Origin of the sequence: Staphylococcus sp. HMSC14D10, from assembly GCF_001808125.1 — a bacterium.
Lineage (GTDB): Bacteria > Bacillota > Bacilli > Staphylococcales > Staphylococcaceae > Staphylococcus > Staphylococcus haemolyticus.
Genome location: NZ_KV792253.1, coordinates 35,245 through 56,505 on the forward strand (window position 1 = coordinate 35,245; position 21,261 = coordinate 56,505).

General features: G+C 32.1%; 20 protein-coding genes and 1 pseudogene. 13 read left to right on the top strand and 8 right to left on the bottom strand.

Features of this window, described 5'->3' with window-relative positions; all coding sequences use genetic code 11:
• The gene (ligA, locus tag HMPREF3134_RS06200; protein ID WP_070441545.1) at window positions 1-2,004 is read left to right on the top strand and encodes an NAD-dependent DNA ligase LigA; all 2,004 of its coding nucleotides are present in this window, start codon (window positions 1-3) and stop codon (window positions 2,002-2,004) included.
• 12 nt (window positions 2,005-2,016) lie between these two features.
• Window positions 2,017-3,222: a CamS family sex pheromone protein gene (locus HMPREF3134_RS06205; RefSeq protein WP_053025092.1), complete on the top strand. Its 1,206-nt coding sequence runs from the start codon at window positions 2,017-2,019 to the stop codon at window positions 3,220-3,222.
• Window positions 3,223-3,281: 59 nt separating this feature from the next.
• Here HMPREF3134_RS06205 and putP read toward each other — a convergent pair whose 3' ends face one another.
• The gene (gene putP / locus HMPREF3134_RS06210) at window positions 3,282-4,820 is read right to left on the bottom strand and encodes a sodium/proline symporter PutP (RefSeq protein WP_070441548.1); all 1,539 of its coding nucleotides are present in this window, start codon (window positions 4,818-4,820) and stop codon (window positions 3,282-3,284) included.
• Window positions 4,821-5,284: 464 nt separating this feature from the next.
• Here putP and gatC point away from each other — a divergent pair, with 464 nt between their 5' ends.
• From gatC to dinB, 7 genes are all read left to right on the top strand, one after another.
• Window positions 5,285-5,587 (top strand): Asp-tRNA(Asn)/Glu-tRNA(Gln) amidotransferase subunit GatC, encoded by a 303-nt coding sequence (gene gatC, locus HMPREF3134_RS06215; protein WP_070441551.1) that lies wholly within the window; start codon window positions 5,285-5,287, stop codon window positions 5,585-5,587.
• Between the two features lies 1 nt (window position 5,588).
• Window positions 5,589-7,046: an Asp-tRNA(Asn)/Glu-tRNA(Gln) amidotransferase subunit GatA gene (gene gatA, locus HMPREF3134_RS06220; RefSeq protein WP_037551153.1), complete on the top strand. Its 1,458-nt coding sequence runs from the start codon at window positions 5,589-5,591 to the stop codon at window positions 7,044-7,046.
• Between the two features lie 12 nt (window positions 7,047-7,058).
• On the top strand, window positions 7,059-8,486 hold the full coding sequence (gene gatB / locus HMPREF3134_RS06225; RefSeq protein WP_053025090.1) for an Asp-tRNA(Asn)/Glu-tRNA(Gln) amidotransferase subunit GatB: 1,428 nt from the start codon (window positions 7,059-7,061) through the stop codon (window positions 8,484-8,486).
• A 248-nt stretch (window positions 8,487-8,734) separates the two neighbouring features.
• On the top strand, window positions 8,735-9,727 hold the full coding sequence (locus HMPREF3134_RS06230; RefSeq protein WP_037537988.1) for a diacylglycerol kinase: 993 nt from the start codon (window positions 8,735-8,737) through the stop codon (window positions 9,725-9,727).
• A gap of 102 nt (window positions 9,728-9,829) precedes the next feature.
• Window positions 9,830-11,194 carry a 23S rRNA (uracil(1939)-C(5))-methyltransferase RlmD gene (gene rlmD / locus HMPREF3134_RS06235; RefSeq protein WP_053025089.1) on the top strand — a complete coding sequence of 455 codons (1,365 nt, stop codon included), beginning with the start codon at window positions 9,830-9,832 and terminating at the stop codon, window positions 11,192-11,194.
• A 127-nt stretch (window positions 11,195-11,321) separates the two neighbouring features.
• Window positions 11,322-11,870 (top strand): DUF3267 domain-containing protein, encoded by a 549-nt coding sequence (locus HMPREF3134_RS06240; protein WP_053025088.1) that lies wholly within the window; start codon window positions 11,322-11,324, stop codon window positions 11,868-11,870.
• 115 nt (window positions 11,871-11,985) lie between these two features.
• Window positions 11,986-13,062, top strand: coding sequence for a DNA polymerase IV (dinB, locus tag HMPREF3134_RS06245; protein WP_070441554.1), 1,077 nt, complete (start codon window positions 11,986-11,988; stop codon window positions 13,060-13,062).
• Window positions 13,063-13,117: 55 nt separating this feature from the next.
• Here dinB and HMPREF3134_RS06250 read toward each other — a convergent pair whose 3' ends face one another.
• Window positions 13,118-13,669: a 3'-5' exonuclease gene (locus HMPREF3134_RS06250; protein ID WP_037551142.1), complete on the bottom strand. Its 552-nt coding sequence runs from the start codon at window positions 13,667-13,669 to the stop codon at window positions 13,118-13,120.
• Between the two features lie 256 nt (window positions 13,670-13,925).
• Entirely contained in the window at window positions 13,926-14,426 is a 501-nt protein-coding gene (ftnA, locus tag HMPREF3134_RS06255) for an H-type ferritin FtnA (protein WP_011275365.1), read from the bottom strand.
• Between the two features lie 195 nt (window positions 14,427-14,621).
• Here ftnA and HMPREF3134_RS06260 point away from each other — a divergent pair, with 195 nt between their 5' ends.
• Both HMPREF3134_RS06260 and HMPREF3134_RS06265 read left to right on the top strand, forming a co-directional pair.
• Window positions 14,622-15,932: a lipid II isoglutaminyl synthase subunit MurT gene (locus HMPREF3134_RS06260; RefSeq protein ID WP_070441558.1), complete on the top strand. Its 1,311-nt coding sequence runs from the start codon at window positions 14,622-14,624 to the stop codon at window positions 15,930-15,932.
• Window positions 15,933-15,934: 2 nt separating this feature from the next.
• A complete protein-coding gene (locus tag HMPREF3134_RS06265) occupies window positions 15,935-16,654 on the top strand; it encodes a lipid II isoglutaminyl synthase subunit GatD (RefSeq protein WP_053025085.1) in 720 nt (239 codons plus the stop codon).
• Window positions 16,655-16,718: 64 nt separating this feature from the next.
• Here HMPREF3134_RS06265 and HMPREF3134_RS06270 read toward each other — a convergent pair whose 3' ends face one another.
• On the bottom strand, window positions 16,719-17,708 hold the full coding sequence (locus tag HMPREF3134_RS06270; protein ID WP_070441561.1) for an FUSC family protein: 990 nt from the start codon (window positions 17,706-17,708) through the stop codon (window positions 16,719-16,721).
• A 151-nt stretch (window positions 17,709-17,859) separates the two neighbouring features.
• On the opposite strand from HMPREF3134_RS06270, the gene map reads away from it, so the two are divergent.
• Window positions 17,860-18,612: a type I methionyl aminopeptidase gene (gene map, locus HMPREF3134_RS06275; RefSeq protein ID WP_053025476.1), complete on the top strand. Its 753-nt coding sequence runs from the start codon at window positions 17,860-17,862 to the stop codon at window positions 18,610-18,612.
• Window positions 18,613-18,724: 112 nt separating this feature from the next.
• Here the strand turns inward: map and HMPREF3134_RS12485 are convergent, their stop codons facing one another.
• The 4 genes and pseudogenes from HMPREF3134_RS12485 to HMPREF3134_RS06285 form a co-directional block, all read right to left on the bottom strand.
• Window positions 18,725-18,850 carry a hypothetical protein gene (locus tag HMPREF3134_RS12485; RefSeq protein WP_256262273.1) on the bottom strand — a complete coding sequence of 42 codons (126 nt, stop codon included), beginning with the start codon at window positions 18,848-18,850 and terminating at the stop codon, window positions 18,725-18,727.
• A 12-nt stretch (window positions 18,851-18,862) separates the two neighbouring features.
• Window positions 18,863-19,450 (bottom strand): SDR family NAD(P)-dependent oxidoreductase, encoded by a 588-nt coding sequence (locus HMPREF3134_RS06280; protein ID WP_256262274.1) that lies wholly within the window; start codon window positions 19,448-19,450, stop codon window positions 18,863-18,865.
• On the bottom strand, window positions 19,447-19,584 hold the full coding sequence (locus tag HMPREF3134_RS12490) for an SDR family NAD(P)-dependent oxidoreductase (protein ID WP_256262275.1): 138 nt from the start codon (window positions 19,582-19,584) through the stop codon (window positions 19,447-19,449). Before HMPREF3134_RS12490 ends, HMPREF3134_RS06280 begins: the two co-directional genes overlap by 4 nt.
• Window positions 19,585-19,655: 71 nt before the next feature.
• A pseudogene (locus HMPREF3134_RS06285) lies at window positions 19,656-20,661 on the bottom strand (HoxN/HupN/NixA family nickel/cobalt transporter).
• 213 nt (window positions 20,662-20,874) lie between these two features.
• Here HMPREF3134_RS06285 and HMPREF3134_RS06290 point away from each other — a divergent pair.
• Window positions 20,875-21,261 carry a hypothetical protein gene (locus HMPREF3134_RS06290; RefSeq protein WP_053025474.1) on the top strand — a complete coding sequence of 129 codons (387 nt, stop codon included), beginning with the start codon at window positions 20,875-20,877 and terminating at the stop codon, window positions 21,259-21,261.

Genomic DNA, 21,261 nt, shown 5'->3' on the forward strand with positions numbered 1-21,261 from the left:
ATGGACAATATCCAAAGTCGTGTGAATGAATTACATGATTTATTAAATCAATATGGTTATGAATATTATGTGCAAGATAATCCTTCAGTGCCAGATAGTGAATACGATAAATTATTAAGAGAATTAATAGATATAGAAGAGGCACATCCTGAATTTAAGTCACCTGATTCTCCTACTGTACGTGTAGGAGGAGAGGTGCAATCATCTTTCGAAAAAGTCAATCATGATACACCAATGTTAAGTTTAGGTAATGCTTTCAATGAACAAGAATTACGTCGTTTTGATCAACGTATTCGTGAACAAGTCGGTAGTGTTGAATATATGTGTGAATTGAAAATTGATGGATTAGCTGTGTCCCTTAAATATCTAGAAGGTCGCTTCGTTCAAGGTTTAACTCGAGGGGATGGTACTACAGGTGAAGATATCACTGAAAATTTACGCACCATTCATGCTATTCCATTAAAGATTAATGAACCATTAAGTTTTGAAGTTCGTGGCGAAGCTTACATGCCTCGTAGTTCTTTTATAAGACTAAATGAAGAAAAAGAAAAGAATGAAGAACAACCATTCGCTAATCCACGAAACGCAGCAGCGGGATCGTTAAGGCAACTTGATCCCAAATTGGCAGCTAAACGTAAATTAAGTGTATTCTTATATAGTGTTAATGATTTCACAGATTTTGATGCAACTACTCAGAGTGGTGCGTTGGATGAATTAGATCGTTTAGGATTTAAGACAAATCATGAACGTATGCGCGTGGGTGATATTGAAGGTGTATTAGAATATATTGAGAAATGGACAAAACAACGTGAACAATTATCCTATGATATTGATGGCATCGTTATAAAAGTGAATGACATTGAACAACAAGATGAAATGGGATACACTCAGAAATCTCCAAGATGGGCGATTGCATATAAGTTTCCTGCCGAAGAAGTGGTAACAACATTACAAGATATTGAGTTAAGTATTGGTAGAACAGGTGTTGTAACACCAACTGCGATTCTTGATCCTGTAAGAGTTGCTGGGACAACTGTATCTAGAGCATCTTTACATAATGAAGATTTAATACATGAGAGAGATATCAGAATTGGGGATAGTGTAGTAGTTAAAAAAGCTGGCGATATAATTCCAGAAGTAGTGAAAAGTATTACGAAACGCCGACCTGAAGGTACATTACCGTATTCAATGCCAACACATTGTCCGAGTTGTGACCATGAGTTGGTAAGAATTGAAGGGGAGGTTGCATTACGTTGTATAAATCCAAAGTGTCAGGCTCAACTTGTAGAGGGGTTGATTCACTTTGTATCACGTCAAGCCATGAATATTGATGGCTTAGGAACTAAAATTATACAACAACTCTATCATCACAATGTGATTAATGATGTGGCCGACATCTTCTACCTAACTGAAGACGATTTATTACCTTTAGAGCGTATGGGTTCCAAAAAAGTTGAAAATCTACTAAAAGCGATTGAAGATGCTAAAGCCAATTCTCTAGAGCATCTATTATTTGGTTTAGGAATACGTCATCTAGGAGTTAAAGCAAGTCAAGTTCTAGCTGAAAAATACGAAACAATGGATAGACTACTTCAAGTAACCGAAGAAGAACTTATTAGTATTCATGATATTGGAGATAAGTTAGCTCAATCTGTAGTGACATATCTAGAAAATGAAGATATTAAAGCATTAATTGAAAAATTAAAATATAAAAATGTCAATATGGTTTATAATGGAATTAAAACTTCTGATATAGAAGGGCACCCTGATTTTAAAGGTAAAACAATTGTTTTAACAGGTAAATTACAACAACTGACACGAAAAGAAGCATCTGCCTGGTTAGAATTACAAGGCGCAAAAGTTACAAGTAGTGTAACTAAAAAAACAGATTTAGTAATTGCTGGTGAAGATGCAGGTTCTAAATTAACTAAGGCAGAAAAGTTTGGTACTGAAATTTGGACAGAAGAGCAATTCGTGGCTAAACAAAATGAAATATCAAGTTAGAGGAGAACGGCAATGAAGCGAACCCTATTCTTAATTATAACGTCGATTGTGTTGTTAACGGCATGTGGCAATAACAATGATAATAAAAATAACCAATCTGTGAATAAACAAGAAACTAAAACTGACTCAAATAGTGTGAAAACAATAGCAACAGATAAAAACGTACAAGGTGATAATTACCGCACGATTTTGCCATTTAAAGAAAGTAAGGCCCGTGGTGTATTACAAGATAACATGGCAAATAGTTACAATGGTGACGATTTCGAAAGTGGTTTATTGACACTAAGCAAAGATGTATTTCCAACTGATGATTACCTTTATCAAGACGGACAATATCTAGATAAAGATACTCTTAATAGTTATTTAAATCCCAAATACACTAAAAAAGAAATAGATAAAATGAGTGAAAAAGAGAAAGAATCCAATAAAGCGAGTGAGAATTTAGGATTAAATCCATCACACAAAGGTGAGGATGATCCAGAAAAAATCGCAGAACAATCTCCAGCTTATTTATCTAATATTCTTGAACAAGATTTTTACGATAGTGGGGATACAAAAGGAAAAAATATTAAAGGTATGACAATTGGTTTAGCCATGAATAGTGTTTATTATTATCAGAAAGAGAAAGATGGAGAGACTTATAGCAAAGAACTTGATGATAAGGAAATTAAAAAACAAGGCAAACAAATGGCTTCAGAAATCTTAACAAGATTGAGAGCCAATGATGCTTTAAAAGATATTCCTATTCATTTTGCGATTTATAAACAATCCGATCAAAATTCAATTACACCAGGAGAATTTATTGCTAATACTACAGTTGATGATGATCAAACTAAAATTAATAAATGGAAAAAAATTGATCAAGTGTCAGCATTATTGCCATCTTCAACAGCAAAAAAATACAATGAAAATTTGAATAATAATTTTAAACAATTCAACGACAACCTACAATCTTACTTTACTAACTTCACTCAAGCAGTAGGTAAAGTTAAATTTGACGGTAAAAAACCAACACAATTAACTATAGATTTACCTATTGATTATTATAGTCAAGCTGAAACGATTGGTATTACTCAATATGTTACAGAACAAGCTAGAAAATATTTTGACAACATCGATAGCTATGAAATTCGAATTAAAGACGGAAATACACCAAGAGCCTTAATTAGTAAATCTAAAGAAGATAAAGAGCCTCAAGTTCATATTTATAATAATTAACATAAAAACTACGGATAACGCCTACAAATTGGGTTATCCGTAGTTTTTGTTTAATATTATTATTTTTCACGAATAATAGATTTAACTTTTTCAATATCTCTTTCAACAAAGTCACCTGGATGTTGAGTCAATAAACTCACTACATATGTAAAGATGACACTAACGATGAATCCTGGAATAATTTCATACATTCCGAAAATTTCATTTATACTCGCTAAAGGTTTTATCCAAGCAATCCATATAATTACAACAAGGGCACCTGCTACCATACCGCTGATAGCACCAGCTCGTGTTAGCTTTTTCCAATAAAGTGAGAATAATACTAAGGGACTGAAAGAAGCTCCAAAGCCGGCCCATGCGTTGCCAACTAAGTTAAGAATTGTATCATTTGGAGACCAAGCAATTGCAATTGCTACAATTGCCACAACTAATACCGACAATCTACCAACTAACACGAATTCTTTTTGATGTGTTTTCGCACGCTCTTCACCACGTATTAATTTATAAAAGTCTTCAGTTAATGAACTTGATGTTACTAATAGTTGTGATGAGATTGTGCTCATGATAGCTGCAAGAATGGCAGCCAATAAGAACCCGCCTACTAAAGGATGAAATAGAATTTGACTCATAATGATGAATAGTGTCTCAGGATCATCCATCTTAATATGATTATCTGGAATGAATGCGATACCAGTTAATCCTACGCCTACAGCACCAAGTAAACCTACAGTCATCCAACTTATACCTAAACGGCGAGCTTTAGGTAGCATTTTATGTGACTTAATAGACATAAATCTAACGATGATATGAGGTTGTCCAAAATAACCTAGACCCCATGCAAATAATGAAACCATACCTAGAAAGGTTGTGCCTCTAAATAAATCCATATTTGTTGGCTTCATTTCAGCAACTCGAGAAAACGTATCCCAACCATTAAGTTGTAACATTGCAACAATAGGGACCATAACCATTGCAATTAACATGATTATACCTTGGAAGAAATCAGTTATAGATACAGCTAAATATCCTCCGAAGAAAGTATAAGCGATAACGATAACTGCAACTAAAATTAATCCAAAATGATAATTTAGTCCAAACGCGCTTTCAAATAGTTTACCACCTGATACAAACCCAGAGTGCGTATATAGAGTAAAGAATATAACTATTATTAAACCAGAAATAATTTTAATAATATTTTCTTTATCGTTAAGTCGATTTTTAAAGAAATCTGGAAGGGTGATTGCATCACCTGCCACTTCAGTATAAACTCTCAACCTTGGTGCAACGACTAGATAGTTAACATATGCACCTAATGTGAGACCAATTGTTATCCATATTGCTGATAAACCAGTACTATAGACTGAACCTGGTAGCCCCATTATCATCCAGCCACTCATATCTGATGCACCTGCAGATAAAGCTGTGATATATGGGCCGATACTACGTCCACCAAGCATATAATCACTTAAATTACCTGTAGCTTGTTTGTAGCCATAATATCCAATGATAAGTAAAATAATAAAATAAATCGCAATCATTATGTATGTTTGCCAATTGGTATTAACTTGACTAGGCAAGCTTGCTCCTAAAATAAGCATAAAGAAATACCCCCTTTTTTTATATGATGTGAAGATTTAGATGACTTATAAACATTGGTAAATTTCAATTGCATGAGTATGTAACTTTTTTAAATAATTTAGTTACATGTAATATTATACAATGTAGTGAATGGTTTAGAGAAGTGTAAATTTTAATTTTTAAAAAATAAACACTTTTAAAGCAAGATAGTAAGCGTTTTCAAAATGTAAAAATGTTTATTGATTTTATTATACGTAACATGCATATTAAAGATTATAAATATTTTTGATATAAAATTTAGGTCATTATTATCGTTAAATTAATAATTGAGTTACATTATTTATAAAGCATTTATTAATTACTTACCTATGAATTAATCATCAATAATGTCATGAAGTTATGTTGTCTCAATAAATATTTAGATTTTTAAGTGAAAATTTGATACAATTTTATGATGAATGAGTAATAAGGAGGCTTTTAATAAATGACTAAAGTTACACGTGAAGAGGTTGAACATATAGCACATTTAGCAAGACTTCAAATTTCTGAAGAAGAAACTGAAGAAATGGCTAATACACTTGAAAGTATCTTAGATTTTGCTAAACAAAATGACACAGCAGATACAGAAGGTATTGAACCAACTTATCATGTATTAGATTTACAAAATGTGTTACGTGATGATGAAACAATCGAGGGCATTCCTCAAGAACTTGCATTAAAAAATGCTAAAGAGACAGAAAATGGTCAATTTAAAGTACCAGCTATCATGAATGAGGAGGAAGCTTAAGATGAGTATTCGTTATGAATCAGTTGAAAAATTATCAGAAATGATTAAAAACAATGAGATTAAGCCTTCAGAAGTTGTCAAAGACATCTATGATGCAATTGAAGAAACGGATCCTACTATTAAATCATTTTTAGCACTAGATAAAGATAATGCTATTAAAAAAGCAAAAGAATTAGATGAATTACAAGCAAAAGGCCAAATGGAAGGTAAATTGTTTGGTATTCCTATGGGAATTAAGGACAACATCATTACTAAAGATGTGGAAACAACATGTGCTAGTAAGATGTTAGAAGGTTTTGTTCCAATCTATGAATCTACTGTAATGAACAAACTACATGATGAAAATGCGATTCTAATCGGTAAACTAAACATGGATGAATTTGCTATGGGTGGTTCTACTGAAACATCATATTTCAAACAAACTGTTAACCCATTCGATCATACAGCTGTTCCAGGTGGTTCGTCAGGTGGTTCAGCAGCAGCAGTTGCTGCAGGTTTAGTACCATTCAGTCTAGGTTCAGATACTGGTGGTTCAATTCGACAACCAGCAGCATATTGTGGTGTAGTGGGTATGAAACCAACTTATGGGCGTGTATCACGTTTCGGTTTAGTTGCTTTTGCATCTTCATTAGACCAAATTGGTCCAATTACAAGAAATGTTAAAGATAACGCTATCGTACTAGAGACAATTTCAGGCGTTGATAGAAATGATTCTACAAGTGCACCAGTTGAAGATGTTGACTTTACTTCAGAAATTGGTAAAGACATTAAAGGCTTAAAAGTTGCTTTACCAAAAGAATATTTAGGTGAAGGTATCAATGATGATGTTAAAGAAGCTGTTAAGAATGCAGTTGAAACACTTAAATCTCTAGGTGCAGAAGTTGATGAAGTATCACTTCCAAATACTAAATATGGTATACCATCATATTATGTTATCGCGTCATCAGAAGCATCAGCGAACTTAGCTCGCTTTGATGGTATACGTTATGGCTACCATTCAAAAGAAGCGCAATCATTAGAAGAATTATATAAAATGTCTAGATCAGAAGGATTTGGTGCTGAAGTTAAGCGTCGTATCTTCCTAGGTACATTTGCATTAAGTTCTGGTTATTATGATGCTTACTATAAAAAATCACAAAAAGTTAGAACATTAATCAAGAATGACTTTGATAAAGTTTTTGAAAACTATGATGTTGTTGTAGGTCCAACTGCACCAACTACTGCGTTTAACTTAGGTGATGAAATCGATGATCCTTTAACTATGTATGCTAATGACTTATTAACTACACCTGTTAACTTAGCTGGTTTACCAGGTATTTCTGTTCCTTGTGGGCAATCAAACGGTAGACCAATTGGCTTACAATTTATCGGTAAACCTTTTGATGAAAAGACGTTATATCGTGTGGCATATCAATATGAAACACAATTCAATTTACATGACGCATATGAAAAATTATAAGGAGTGGAAATAATGCATTTTGAAACAGTTATCGGACTTGAAGTTCACGTTGAGCTAAAAACAGACTCAAAAATGTTCTCTCCATCACCAGCACATTTTGGAGCTGAACCTAACTCAAATACAAATGTTATTGATTTAGCATATCCTGGTGTATTACCGGTTGTTAATAGACGTGCTGTAGACTGGGCTATGCGTGCATCAATGGCTTTAAATATGGATATCGCTACAAATTCTAAATTTGACCGTAAAAACTATTTCTATCCAGATAATCCTAAAGCTTATCAAATTTCTCAATTTGATCAACCAATTGGTGAAAATGGTTATATTGATATTGAAGTAGATGGTGAAACAAAACGTATTGGAATCACACGTCTTCACATGGAAGAAGATGCTGGTAAATCAACACATAAAGATGGATACTCTTTAGTAGACTTAAACCGTCAAGGTACACCATTAATTGAAATTGTATCTGAACCAGATATTAGATCTCCTAAAGAAGCTTATGCTTACTTAGAAAAATTACGTTCAATTATTCAATATACAGGTGTATCAGACTGTAAAATGGAAGAAGGCTCATTACGTTGTGATGCCAATATTTCATTACGTCCTTATGGACAAGAAGAATTTGGTACAAAAACTGAATTGAAAAACCTAAATTCATTTAACTATGTTAGAAAAGGTTTAGAGTACGAAGAAAAACGCCAAGAAGAAGAATTATTAAACGGTGGTACTATTGGACAAGAGACACGCCGTTTTGATGAATCAACTGGTAAAACAATTCTTATGCGTGTTAAAGAAGGCTCAGATGACTACCGTTACTTCCCTGAACCTGATATTGTACCTTTATACGTAGATGAAGAATGGAAAGAGCGTGTACGTCAAACAATCCCTGAATTACCAGATGAGCGTAAAGCTAAATATGTAAATGATTTAGGTTTACCTGAATACGATGCGCACGTATTAACACTTACTAAAGAGATGTCTGATTTCTTTGAAGGTGCTATTGAAAAAGGTGCAGACGTTAAGTTAACTTCAAACTGGTTAATGGGTGGCGTTAATGAATATTTAAATAAAAACCAAGTTGAGTTACAAGATACTAAATTAACACCAGAAAACCTTGCTGGTATGATTAAACTTATTGAAGATGGTACGATGAGTAGTAAAATCGCTAAAAAAGTTTTCCCAGAATTAGCTGAAAATGGTGGCGATGCTAAACAAATTATGGAAGATAAAGGTTTAGTTCAAATTTCTGATGAAGCTACTTTAACTAAATTCGTCACTGAAGCTTTAGATAATAACCCTCAATCTGTTGAAGATTATAAAAATGGTAAAGGGAAAGCAATGGGCTTCTTAGTTGGTCAAATTATGAAAGCATCTAAAGGCCAAGCTAATCCTCAAAAAGTAAACCAAATATTAAAACAAGAATTAAATAAACGTTAATTAAAGATTTAAACATAATGAATTAAAGCATCATTTAAGGTTTGTTTCCTATCATGGTTAGGGAACAAGCCTTTTAATTTTGGTGTGTGGTGTTTTTAGTTCAATTATTTTTAATGTTATAACTGCTATGATTATTTAATTGTAAATAGTGTAATAAATGTATTTTAAAGATTATTGATTTAAATACTTCCAACTCTCTTATAAATCATTTAATATAAGAATATGTATAAAAAGATGAGGGATAATTTATGAGAAAACGTGCAAGAATCATTTATAATCCAACTTCTGGAAAGGAACTTTTTAAAAGAACTTTACCAGATGTTTTAATTAAATTAGAACGTGCCGGGTATGAGACAAGTGCTTATGCAACTGAGCGTGAAGGCGATGCAACGCTTGAAGCTGAACGTGCACTTAAAAGAGATTATGATATTATTATAGCAGCTGGTGGAGATGGCACACTTAATGAAGTTGTTAATGGCATAGCTGAACAGCCCAATCGCCCTAAATTAGGTATCATCCCTATGGGGACAGTGAATGATTTCGGTAGAGCCTTGCACTTACCAAGTGATATTATGGGTGCTGTTGATGTTATTATTGATGATCACACGACTAAAGTGGATATAGGAAAAATGAATAATCGTTATTTCATCAATTTAGCAGCTGGTGGTCAATTAACTCAAGTTTCTTATGAGACGCCAAGTCGATTAAAGTCAATTGTAGGCCCCTTTGCGTATTATATTAAAGGATTTGAAATGTTACCTCAGATGAAAGCTGTAGATTTGCGTATAGAATATGATAATCAAGTTTTTCAAGGTGAGGCATTATTATTCTTATTAGGACTGACAAACTCAATGGCAGGATTTGAGAAATTAGTTCCAGATGCTAAGTTAGACGACGGGCATTTTACATTAATTATTGTAGAAAAGGCTAACCTTGCTGAACTAGGGCACATCATGACCTTAGCATCTCGCGGAGAACACATTAAGCATCCAAAGGTTATTTATGAGAAAGCTAAATCAATTAATATCTCATCCTTTACTGAAATGCAATTGAATGTAGATGGTGAATATGGTGGTAAATTACCAGCTAATTTCTTGAATTTAAAAAGACATATCGAAGTATGTACGCCAAAAGATATATATAATGAGGAATTAACTGAAGATCAACAAGTCGAAGATGGTATTATTGAAGAGAAGCCATCGAATGAAGAAATTATTAAAAACAATGAAATATCAGAGTAAATTATACAGTTGAAGAGGTTGAGCAATAGTTTTGATGTCTTAGGTATGAAAAACAAAACCAAGATTAAACTACTCTAACCTCTTTTTATGTGGGGTGAAATAATGGAAACCATAATTAAAAATGAAATAAAACAAGGTAACATTGTTGATTTAACACATGAAGGGCATGGCGTCATTAAAATCGACCGTTATCCGATATTTGTGCCAAATGCGTTAATTGGTGAAGTGATTAAATATAAAATTATAAAAGTAAAGAAAAATTTTGCTATTGGTAAACTACTTCAAGTTATTAAACCAAGTGAACAACGCGTGGAACCGCCATGTAAATACTATTGGAAGTGTGGTGGTTGTCAATTGCAACACATGACATATGATGCCCAATTAGCTATGAAGCAGTCACAAGTTACCAACTTATTCCATAGAAAAGCACAATTTAGTAATACAATCATTAACAAAACTATCGGTATGAATCATCCTTGGCATTACAGAAATAAATCACAGTTGCCAATTGGTAAAGATAGAGATGGAAAAGCAATTATAGGATATTATCGACAAAGAAGTCACGATATTATCGATATGGATAGTTGCTTAATTCAAGATGATATACACCAAGATATTATGAATCACGTCAAACAATGGATTATTGATTACGATATTAGTGTTTATAATGAGTGTACAAAAAAAGGACTTTTAAGACATTTAGTTATTCGCACAGGCTATTATTCTGATGATAAGATGGTCGTTTTTGTAACAAATGGTAAAAATTTCCAGCAAGCTTCAATTTTAGTTGAAAAATTAAAAGAAACTTTTCCTAACATAGCTAGCATTAAACAAAATATTAATAATAGTCATTCCAATGTAATTATGGGGCAACAGTCTGTAACGTTATACGGCAAAGATAAGATTGCTGATCAACTTAGTGATACTACATTTAAGATAAGTGACCAATCATTCTATCAAATAAATTCTTCTCAAACTGAAAAATTATATCAAAAAGCAATAGAGTATGCGCAATTGACAGGTGAAGAAACAGTTCTTGATACATATTGCGGTATTGGTACGATAGGTTTATATATGGCGTCAGTAGCGAAACATGTTTATGGTGTTGAGGTCGTGCCGTCAGCGATTAAAGATGCACAACAAAATGCGACTTTAAATGGATTTGAAAATACAACTTTTGTCTGTGGAAAAGCAGAAGAAGTCATTATAAAATGGAAACAACAAGGTATCAAACCAGATGTTGTTATGGTAGATCCCCCGAGAAAAGGGTGCGATGAAACTTTCTTACAAACACTGCTTAAACTAAATCCTAAGCGTATTGTCTACATTTCTTGTAATCCATCTACGCAACAAAGAGATGCTCAAATATTAGATTCACAATATGAATTGCAAGAAATTACACCAGTCGATATGTTTCCTCAAACAACACATGTAGAGACAGTTGCATTATTTGAAAGAAAATCTTAAACGTAAAATTTTAATACAAATATTAAGAAATGGTTACAGAGCATTAAATCTTATAAAAAAGATTTTTTTCTTAACATCGACTGTGTATACTATGGTTGAAAATTAACAGAGATTGGAGGTCATTATTGTGCAGAAAATTGATTTTTCTCCAAATAGAATCAACTTACCTAAATTTATGGTAACTCAATTAGTAGTGATTTTATTTATGATAGTGTTTACTTATAAATGGGCATTCATGTTTACAACCATTCATGAACAAACATTTTTAGCTAACTTATTATATGGTATTTTAGGTTTTATAGTTATTTTAGGACTTCATGAACTGATTCATAGAATTTCATTTTTTATCTGTTCAAAAGGAGAACAGCCTCATTTTAAATATAAAAAAGGTTTTTTATTAGTACATATTTCTAAAAAATATTTTAATAAATGGCAATTTTGCACAATAATGCTAGCTCCAATGTTTATATTAACAGGAGTATTAATGTTTATATTCAGTATTTACGCATACTCCTCAATTATTATTATGTTAAGTATACATATTGGATATTGCTTAATTGATTTATATTTAGTAGGTATTACATTTACTAATAAATTTGAATATATACATCCATCAGATGAAGGTTTAATTATGTATCATCAAAGACCAATACAAGCTAATGACGAATTTGAATAAATTGTGAGTCTCAATATAATTATTTATGTGCACATTTCATGAGTTTTGTTGCTAGTCACATTATAATTATATTGAGGCTTATTTTATTTTGGTTTATTTTAAAAGAGGTGAGACGATGGCTGAAAGAAGGATTATTCATATAGATATGGATTACTTTTTTGCACAAGTAGAAATGCGAGATAACCCTAAATTAAAAGGTAAACCTGTAATTGTAGGTGGTAAGGCAAGTACTCGTGGTGTGGTTTCTACTGCTTCTTACGAGGCTAGAAAATATGGGGTTCATTCTGCAATGCCAATGTCTCAAGCCCATAAATTATGTCCTAATGGATATTATGTAAGAGCAAGATTTGACGCTTATAGAGAAGCCTCTGCCGTGATAATGTCTATATTTAAAAGTTATACAGATATTGTAGAACCTATGTCATTGGATGAAGCGTATTTAGATATTACTCACCTTGTTAGACCTGACTTGTCTGCATCTAAAATCGCAACGTTTATTCGACGCGACATATTTGAACAAACTGGATTAACTTCTTCTGCAGGTGTATCGTATAATAAATTTTTAGCAAAATTAGCAAGTGGTATGAATAAGCCTAATGGCATGAAGGTTATCGATTATAATAATGTAAACGATATTTTAATGAATCTTGATATTGGTGACTTTCCAGGTGTGGGTAAAGCATCGAAAAAAGTCATGCATAACCATGATATATATACAGGTAAAGATTTGTATGATAAAACTGAATTTGAATTAATACATTGGTTCGGAAAAAGAGGTCGTGGCTTATATCTTAAAGCTCGAGGAATTGATCATAGTGAAGTAAAAGCAACGAGAGTGCGTAAATCCGTGGGTACTGAACGAACATTTTCAACTGATGTGAATGATGATGAAGAAATTTTACAAAAAATATGGGAACTATCTGGCAAGACTGCAGAACGTCTATCTAAGTTACAAAAATCAGGTAGCACCGTAACAGTTAAATTAAAAACGTATCAATATGAAACATTTTCCAAACAAAGAAGTTTGAGAGAGGCAGTAAGTAGAGATATTGATATATATAACGTAGCTTATGATTTGTATAACGATTTGAAGGATCCTGATGTTCCAATAAGGTTAATCGGTGTAACGGTTGGCAATTTAGAACAGTCAACATATGAGAATATGACGATTTATGATTTTATAGAAAGATAAAGGTTCATGATGACATTAGCAATTAAACTAAACCAGTAATTGCGATTCATATGGGTTAACCTTTATCTTTTAAATTTTTGCCATAAATTTGTAGCATACTTTGTAAATTGTCATAGTGTTTTAATAATCTAAACGTAATCATTGCACAAGCTTTAGCATCGTTGAGTGCATCATGATGACCGTGAAAATCTAATTTATAATGTTTCATTAAATGTTTTAGTCCGTAGCGATATGCATCAATTGTACGTTTAGCAAGTTGATATGAACAGAAGTAAATCATGGAGGGTGTTTCTATATTTAACTGTTTTAAACTTTGATGAAGTACATTCATATCAAAAGCAGCATTGTGAGCAACAACAGGTAATTTACCAATAAATTGCATCATATAAGGGAATACATATTCAAAACTGGGAGCATCATTCACGTCTTCAGGTGTAATACCGTGAACCTCAATATTCGTCTGAGAGAAATAATCAAAAGGGTTAACTAAAGTATAAAAAGACTCCACAATCTCATTGTTAACTACTTTGACCATACCAACTGAACAGATACTTGTACGTTTACCATTTGCAGTTTCGAAGTCTAATGCTATAAAGGCATTTTCCATTCCTAACACTGTCCTTTCAAGTATTGATTCTTTTATTTTAGCTAAAAATATAAATTTATTTCCAGAATGTTGCATTCATAAAATAAAAAAAGAGTAGAAATGAATTCATTTCGAATTCATTATCCACTCCATTAATATTTATGAGTCTTGAGAATAACTAGCATTATACCTTTTTGTGTATGTTAGTTACTTACAATGTACTAGGCAAGCAATAAAAATAGTTTGTCTCAATCATAATTAAACCTTGAGATAAAAGTTATTCTTCATCAAATGAACGAGCTGCTAATTCTTTTTCATATAAATATAAAGTATTGCAGTCATCACCAATACGATTTAAATAATCAATATGTGTTTCAAATGTTGATTCTTCTTCAACTTGCTCATCTAAGAACCAGTTTAAGAAAGAAATCGTAGCATAGTCTTTATCTTTTTGAGCTATTTCAGATAAATTGTAAAAACGACGAGTAACATCTTGTTCCTGTGCTAATCCATCTTTAAATGTTTCAAGGATAGATTTAAATTCAGTTTTAGGCGCTGGTATTGATTTAAATTCAGCATGTTCACCACGATCATTGATATAATCATAGATTTTTTTACCGTGGAAACGTTCTTCTTTAGCTTGTTGGATATAGAAGTTTGCGAAACCTTCATATGAAGCATCATCGCAATAAGCTGCCATTGCCATATAAGCATGAGCTGCGAAATATTCATGGTTCATTTGATCATTAAGTGCTTCTAACAAGTCTTTACTTAGCATAATTAAGTCACCTCTATTTAAGATTTTATAATTGATTTTGTCTTTGTTCATTAAAAGTATAACAAATCTATTCTCATTAGTAAATAATAATTATTATAATCTAGAATGTGACTTGTTATTTTTAATTGAGAATGTTTTTTGTTATACCCTTTACGTGTTATAATTATTCAAGTGATTTATATGAGGAGGAAGCACATGAGACAATGGACTGCAACGTACTTAGCGAAATTGGCTCGTAAGGCTAGTATCGCTGCTGGGAAAAAAGGTACAGATTTACCTGGACAAGTTGCCCGCAAAGTGGATCAAAATATATTAAGAAAATTAGCTGCACAAGTAGATGACATCGTTTTTATTAGTGGGACTAATGGTAAAACGACGACATCTAATCTTGTAGGACATACATTAAAAGCAAATCGTATTGATATTATACATAATAATGAAGGTGCTAATATGGCAGCAGGTATCACATCTGCCTTTATCATGCAAAGCACTAAAAATACTAAAGTAGCGGTTATTGAAATCGATGAAGGATCTATTCCTCGAGTTTTAAAAGAAGTCACTCCATCAATGATGATATTTACTAACTTCTTCCGTGATCAAATGGATCGCTTTGGCGAAATAGATATAATGGTAAATAACATAGCTAAGTCAATTAGTAATAAAGGAATTAAATTGTTACTCAATGCAGATGATCCTTTTGTAAGTCGACTTAAAATAGCTAGTGACTCTATCGTTTATTATGGTATGAAAGCACACGCACATGAGTTTGAGCAAAGTACTATGAACGAGAGTAAGTATTGCCCAAATTGTGGCAAATTATTAGCATACGATTACATTCATTATAATCAAATCGGTCATTACCATTGTTCATGTGGATTCAAACGTGAATTACCTAAATATGAAGTTTCATCATTCACAGTATCTCCGTTCTTAGTATTAAATATAAATGAAACAACATTTAACATGAAAATTGCCGGAGACTTCAACGCTTATAATGCATTAGCTGCCTATACTGTGTTGAGAGAATTAGGGCTCAATGATGAGTCTATTCGAATTGGTTTCGAATCATATACTTCAGATAATGGTCGTATGCAATATTTTAAACTTAATCATAAAGAGGCTATGATTAATTTAGCTAAGAATCCTGCAGGTATGAATGCTAGTTTATCAGTAGGAGAACAGTTAGAAGGTAAAAAAGTATATGTCATTAGTCTAAATGATAATGCTGCTGATGGTCGTGATACTTCTTGGATTTATGATGCCGATTTCGAGAAATTAAGCGAACAAAATATTGAAACGATCATTGTTACTGGGACTCGAGCTGAAGAATTACAATTACGTCTGAAATTAGCCGAAATAAATGTTCCAATTATACTTGAAAAAGATATTTATAAAGCAACTGCAATGACAATGAATTATGAAGGTTTCACTGTAGCTATTCCTAACTACACATCTTTATCTCCAATGTTAGAACAACTTAATCGTTCATTTAAAGGAGGGCAATAAATATGAATGAATTAACCGTTTATCATTTTATGTCAGATAAATTAAATTTATATAGTGATATAGGAAATATTATTGCACTCAAACAAAGAGCAAAGAAACGTGGTATTCAATTAAATGTAGTAGAAGTTAACCAAACTGAAGGTGTGACGCTTGATAATTGTGATATCTTCTTTATTGGCGGTGGCAGCGATAGAGAACAAAGTATTGCTACTAAGGAATTAAGCAAGATAAAGACTACACTTAAAGATGCTATTGAAGATGGTATGCCAGGATTAACGATTTGTGGTGGTTATCAATTTTTAGGAACAAAATATATTACGCCTGATGGAACTGAACTTGAAGGTTTAGGTATCTTAGATTTCTATACTGAATCACGAACTGAACGATTAACTGGTGATATAGTAATCGAGAGTGATACATTTGGAACGATAGTTGGCTTCGAGAATCACGGTGGTCGAACACATCATAATTTTGGTACGTTAGGACATGTTACGGTTGGTTACGGTAATAATGATGATGATAAACAAGAAGGTATTCACTATAAAAATTTATTAGGAACATATTTACATGGACCTATCCTTCCAAAGAATCATGAACTGACTGATTATTTATTAGAAAAAGCCTGCGAACGTAAAGGTATGCCTTTTGAACCTAAACAATTAGATAACACTGAAGAAGAAGCGGCTAAAAGAGTTATTATAGAAAGATCATCAAAAAAATAACAAATATAATAAGCAATTAAAAATGACGTACCGGATCTATAGAAATTTTCCAGTACGTCACTTTTTATTTGTCATTATATCTACTATCTAATAATTTATAGATTAGAAGTATTTCATAAATGACATGACTTTTGATTTGATTCTGATCAAATTCTTCTAAGAGTTTGACAGAAGATTTAAGTGTTGATGCAGATGAGAGGTGAGGCTCAAAATGATTGCTTTTGATAATATTATTGACACTATTACTAATTTTAATAATAGCTATTTTTTCCTCAGGTGTAAAAACTAAATGTATGTGTTTAGGTAAATATATAATATTTGATAGGTGAGTAGCCAGTAATCTATCGATATAGGAACGGTTCGAAATATTTTTTAATCGTTTCCATTCATCTTCTTTGTTTTTATGATAATGTAATTCGTCTTTTTGATAGCCAGTTAAAGTTTCAGTCTTGTTTATAACACCCATCAACTTATTTAAAAGATCGTTACTATGATCAGAATCAAATTTTCCTAATAATAATTCGTTACATCTTGAAGAGAACAACTCATACATTTTATATTCGGATTGCGTTAAATTATCTTCAATTTGCTGATAATATTTAGGAGGCAGAACTATAAAATTGACCAATCCTGCTGTAACCAAACCGATTAATGCAGTTAATAATCTTGAAAAAAAGTTGAATAAATAGGCGTCGTGTATGCCAGGTATCATGGCAACCGATGTTAACACCGCAACAGTAGTACCAACTTGCAGGTTTAATTTAGTACAAACTAAGATAGTAAAAAGTGCACTAAACGTATACGTTAAAGCCGATTGGTCACCAAAAATAAAAGTAAAAAGTACAGCAAATAATGCACCAATTACCGTTGCGGGCAATCTTCTATAACCTTTTTTTAATGACGCCTTTGCAGTAGGTTCGATAGTTACAATAGCAGTTAATATAGCGAAGATTGGAGTGAGATCAAGCATCAAACAAAATAGCGATGTTAAAAAGGTCGCTAGGCCAGTTTTGATTGTTCTCGCTCCTATAATTTTCTTGTACCATTTATCCATATGATAAATCCTCTCGTTGTACGAAAATAACAATTATAATTTTATCTTTTAAACAGAAATTATTTTGCGCTTCATTTTTTGTATGTTTAGTATATCAAAATTTTTTTGGTATAATAAGATGTAATCACAATTTAAAAAGGAACGGGATATTATGATTGTAAAAACAGAAGAAGAATTACAAGCCTTAAAAGAGATAGGTTACATTTGTGCTAAGGTTAGAGATACTATGCAAGAAGCTACTAAACCTGGTATTACAACTAAAGAATTAGACAATATAGCTAAAGATTTGTTTGAAGAACATGGTGCTATTTCAGCACCTATTCATGATGAGAATTTCCCTGGGCAAACATGTATAAGTGTTAATGAAGAAGTAGCGCATGGCATTCCTGGCAAACGAATCATTCGTGAAGGAGATTTAGTTAATATAGATGTATCAGCTCTAAAAAATGGTTATTACGCTGATACAGGTATTTCTTTTGTTGTGGGTAAAGCAAGTGACCCACTTAAACAAAAAGTATGTGATGTTGCACTAATGGCATTTGAAAATGCAATGGCAAAAGTTAAACCTGGAACTAAATTAAGTAATATCGGTAAAGCAGTACATGCAACAGCACGTCAAAATGATTTAACTGTCATTAAAAATCTAACTGGGCATGGTGTAGGTCAATCACTACATGAGGCCCCTAACCATGTTATGAACTATTATGATCCTAAAGATAAAACTTTACTTAAAGAAGGGGTTGTAATTGCAGTAGAGCCATTTATTTCTTCTAAAGCAACTTTTGTAACAGAAGGTAAAAATGAATGGGCCTTCGAAACTAGAGATAAGAGTTTTGTCGCTCAAATCGAACATACGGTTATCGTTACTAAAGATGGACCATTATTAACTACAAAAATTGATTAATTTCATATTTAATTACTATTAATTAAAAATTCGATATATATAAATTAACCAGTAAATGAGATGACAACGCTCATTTACTGGTTTTTAGTTTATACTAGTTAGTTTTATAAAGTTATTTACCTAATAATTTATAGACTTGTTTCTGCTGTTGTTTGCCATCTGGGTCTAGTTTGGTTTTAATTTTTGTGAAAGTTTCAGACCAATCAGACGTACGCGTTTTGATAGGTGGCTCTTTCATTTCAATTGTTTTTTAAATGACTTGCGCAACTTCATGTGAACTTTGAGAAGCATCATGCCCATAATTTTCTTTAATACCACTAATATATGAATTGTATAAGTGCGTATATTCATCTTCTTGTATGCCACCAGTTTGAGTTAAGTGTTTCATAATGTTGGGCATAAATTCAGATTGGATGCATCCGGGTTCAATAATAGTAAATTTAATATTGAATTCAGGTTGAATATAACTTGCTAAAGATTCTGTATAACCTTCAACACCAAACTTAGCGGCACAATATATTTCGTTGAAAGGTTGTCCAACTAGGCCTCCAACTGACGAAATATTGATCACACGATTTTCTCTTTGTGATCTCATGATTGGTAATACAGCTTTGGTCATTCGAATAACACCCATTAAATTTAAATTAAGTTGCCAATTTATTTCTTCATCGGTTGCTTGTTCTGTAGTTTTATTAAAGCCGGCGCCAGCATTGTTAATCAAAATGTCTATACGACCTTCTTCTTGTATAATGAATTCAACAGCAGATTTAATACTATCTAATTTGGTTACATCCAATTCTAAAATGGTTAGGTCTACATTTCTTTTTAGTCGCTTCATTTTTTAAATCTATTTGTTTTTTTAAAATTACGCATCGTGGCATATACTTGAAATCCTTTTTCAGCAAGCATGAGCGATGTTTCAAATCCTAGTCCTGATGAAGCACCAGTAACTAGAGCAATAGTTTTAGTCATAACATAATCTCCTTTGTGAAAGTCAATAAAGTATTAACTATTCTACGAATAATGTCCAAGAAATGAATCTATTAAGACCATCGTTGTTCAACTTTGCCAAATTTCCAAATTAAAGTAGAAATGAGCCAACTGATAATAAATAAAATCACTAAAATATAACCTATATTATCAAATTGTATGTTTTCAATAAATTCCCAGATAGAACCTTTTAATTGAAGCTTATCAACTAGTATTTGTAGTAATTCAACAGTGTCAATTAATAGCGTAGCGATAACAGATATAGCAGTAATTGTAATATTGTAATAAATTTTTCGAATAGGATTGAAGAATGCCCAATTATAAGCAGAAATCATAAGTATATCGTCTAATGTATATAGCAAACTCATTCCGGAAGCAAACAATATAGATAAAGATATTATACCTACGAATGAAATTGCTTGCTGTGATGCACCTGAAGATAAAGCTAGCAATGAGATTTCACTAGCAGTATCAAATCCTAAAACAAATAGAAAGCCTGGTGGCAAGACATGCCAACTATGACTAATAAATTTAAAGTATGGTCCGACCATACGAGAAACAAAGCCACGTGTATCTAATAAATCATTTAACTTTTCATCATTAATTTTGTCTTTGCGAAACTTTAAAAATAAAGTTATTAAAGAAATTAATATCATTAGATTTAATATACCTATGATAAATAAAAATGTTCCTGAAACGAGAGTGCCAATAATTCCACCAATTTCTTGAAAGTGGGGTAATGCATTTTTAGCCCATTAATTGAAATGCCTAAAAAGACAGCCAAAAAAAAGACTACTGTAGAATGTCCAATTGAGAAGTAGGAACCTACACCTACTGGATTACGTTATTGTTGGATTAATTTACGCACTGTATTATCAATAGCATCTATATGGTCTGCATCAAAAGCGTATCGAAGTCCTAATGATGTATAAGCAAGTAATCTCATACCAAGTAGTAAATGATTAGTATTTGCTAAATAGAGGAGGCCAAACCCAGAATGTGAAGTGAAATCACAATAAGTACATAAGGAAGCCAATTAAGACGATGTGTGTTAATCATTGATGTTACTTTCGTTCAAAAATAAATATAATTAATCATACACCTGTTTAAGTTGAAAATAAAATTTGAGGTATAACTTACATGAATTTTATATAAATTCTATAGAAATAATAAACATCGTACTAAAGTATGAGAGTAAGATGGTCCTAGAGCCTATATGAGTTTGAGTCACTTTAAACTATAATTGAGCTTAATCAAGGACGAGGTGGTTCTATGAATTATATGGACTTATATTTACAACACTTTCTTAAAGTAGTTATTAAACGAAACATTAATGATTACAAAATCAGTTTAGATCAAAAATTAAAGAGTATTGAAAATTACATTGAATATTTAAAAGAAAAGAAAGCGCAAATGAATAAGTTAATTGACAGTTTAACTGCAACATTAGAAAATAAATATATTGATATTACTAATACGTATAATATTAAACATGCACAAGAAATTAATAATTATGAAATTGAAGGTCTTAAAAGACAGCTTGATCTATTTGAAGCCTATTGTGCAAAAATTGAAGCGGATATTCATCGTTGCTCTAAAGAAAAGATCACAACACAAGGCCAATGTGACATAATTGAACAAATGAGTGTAGTAGCTTAA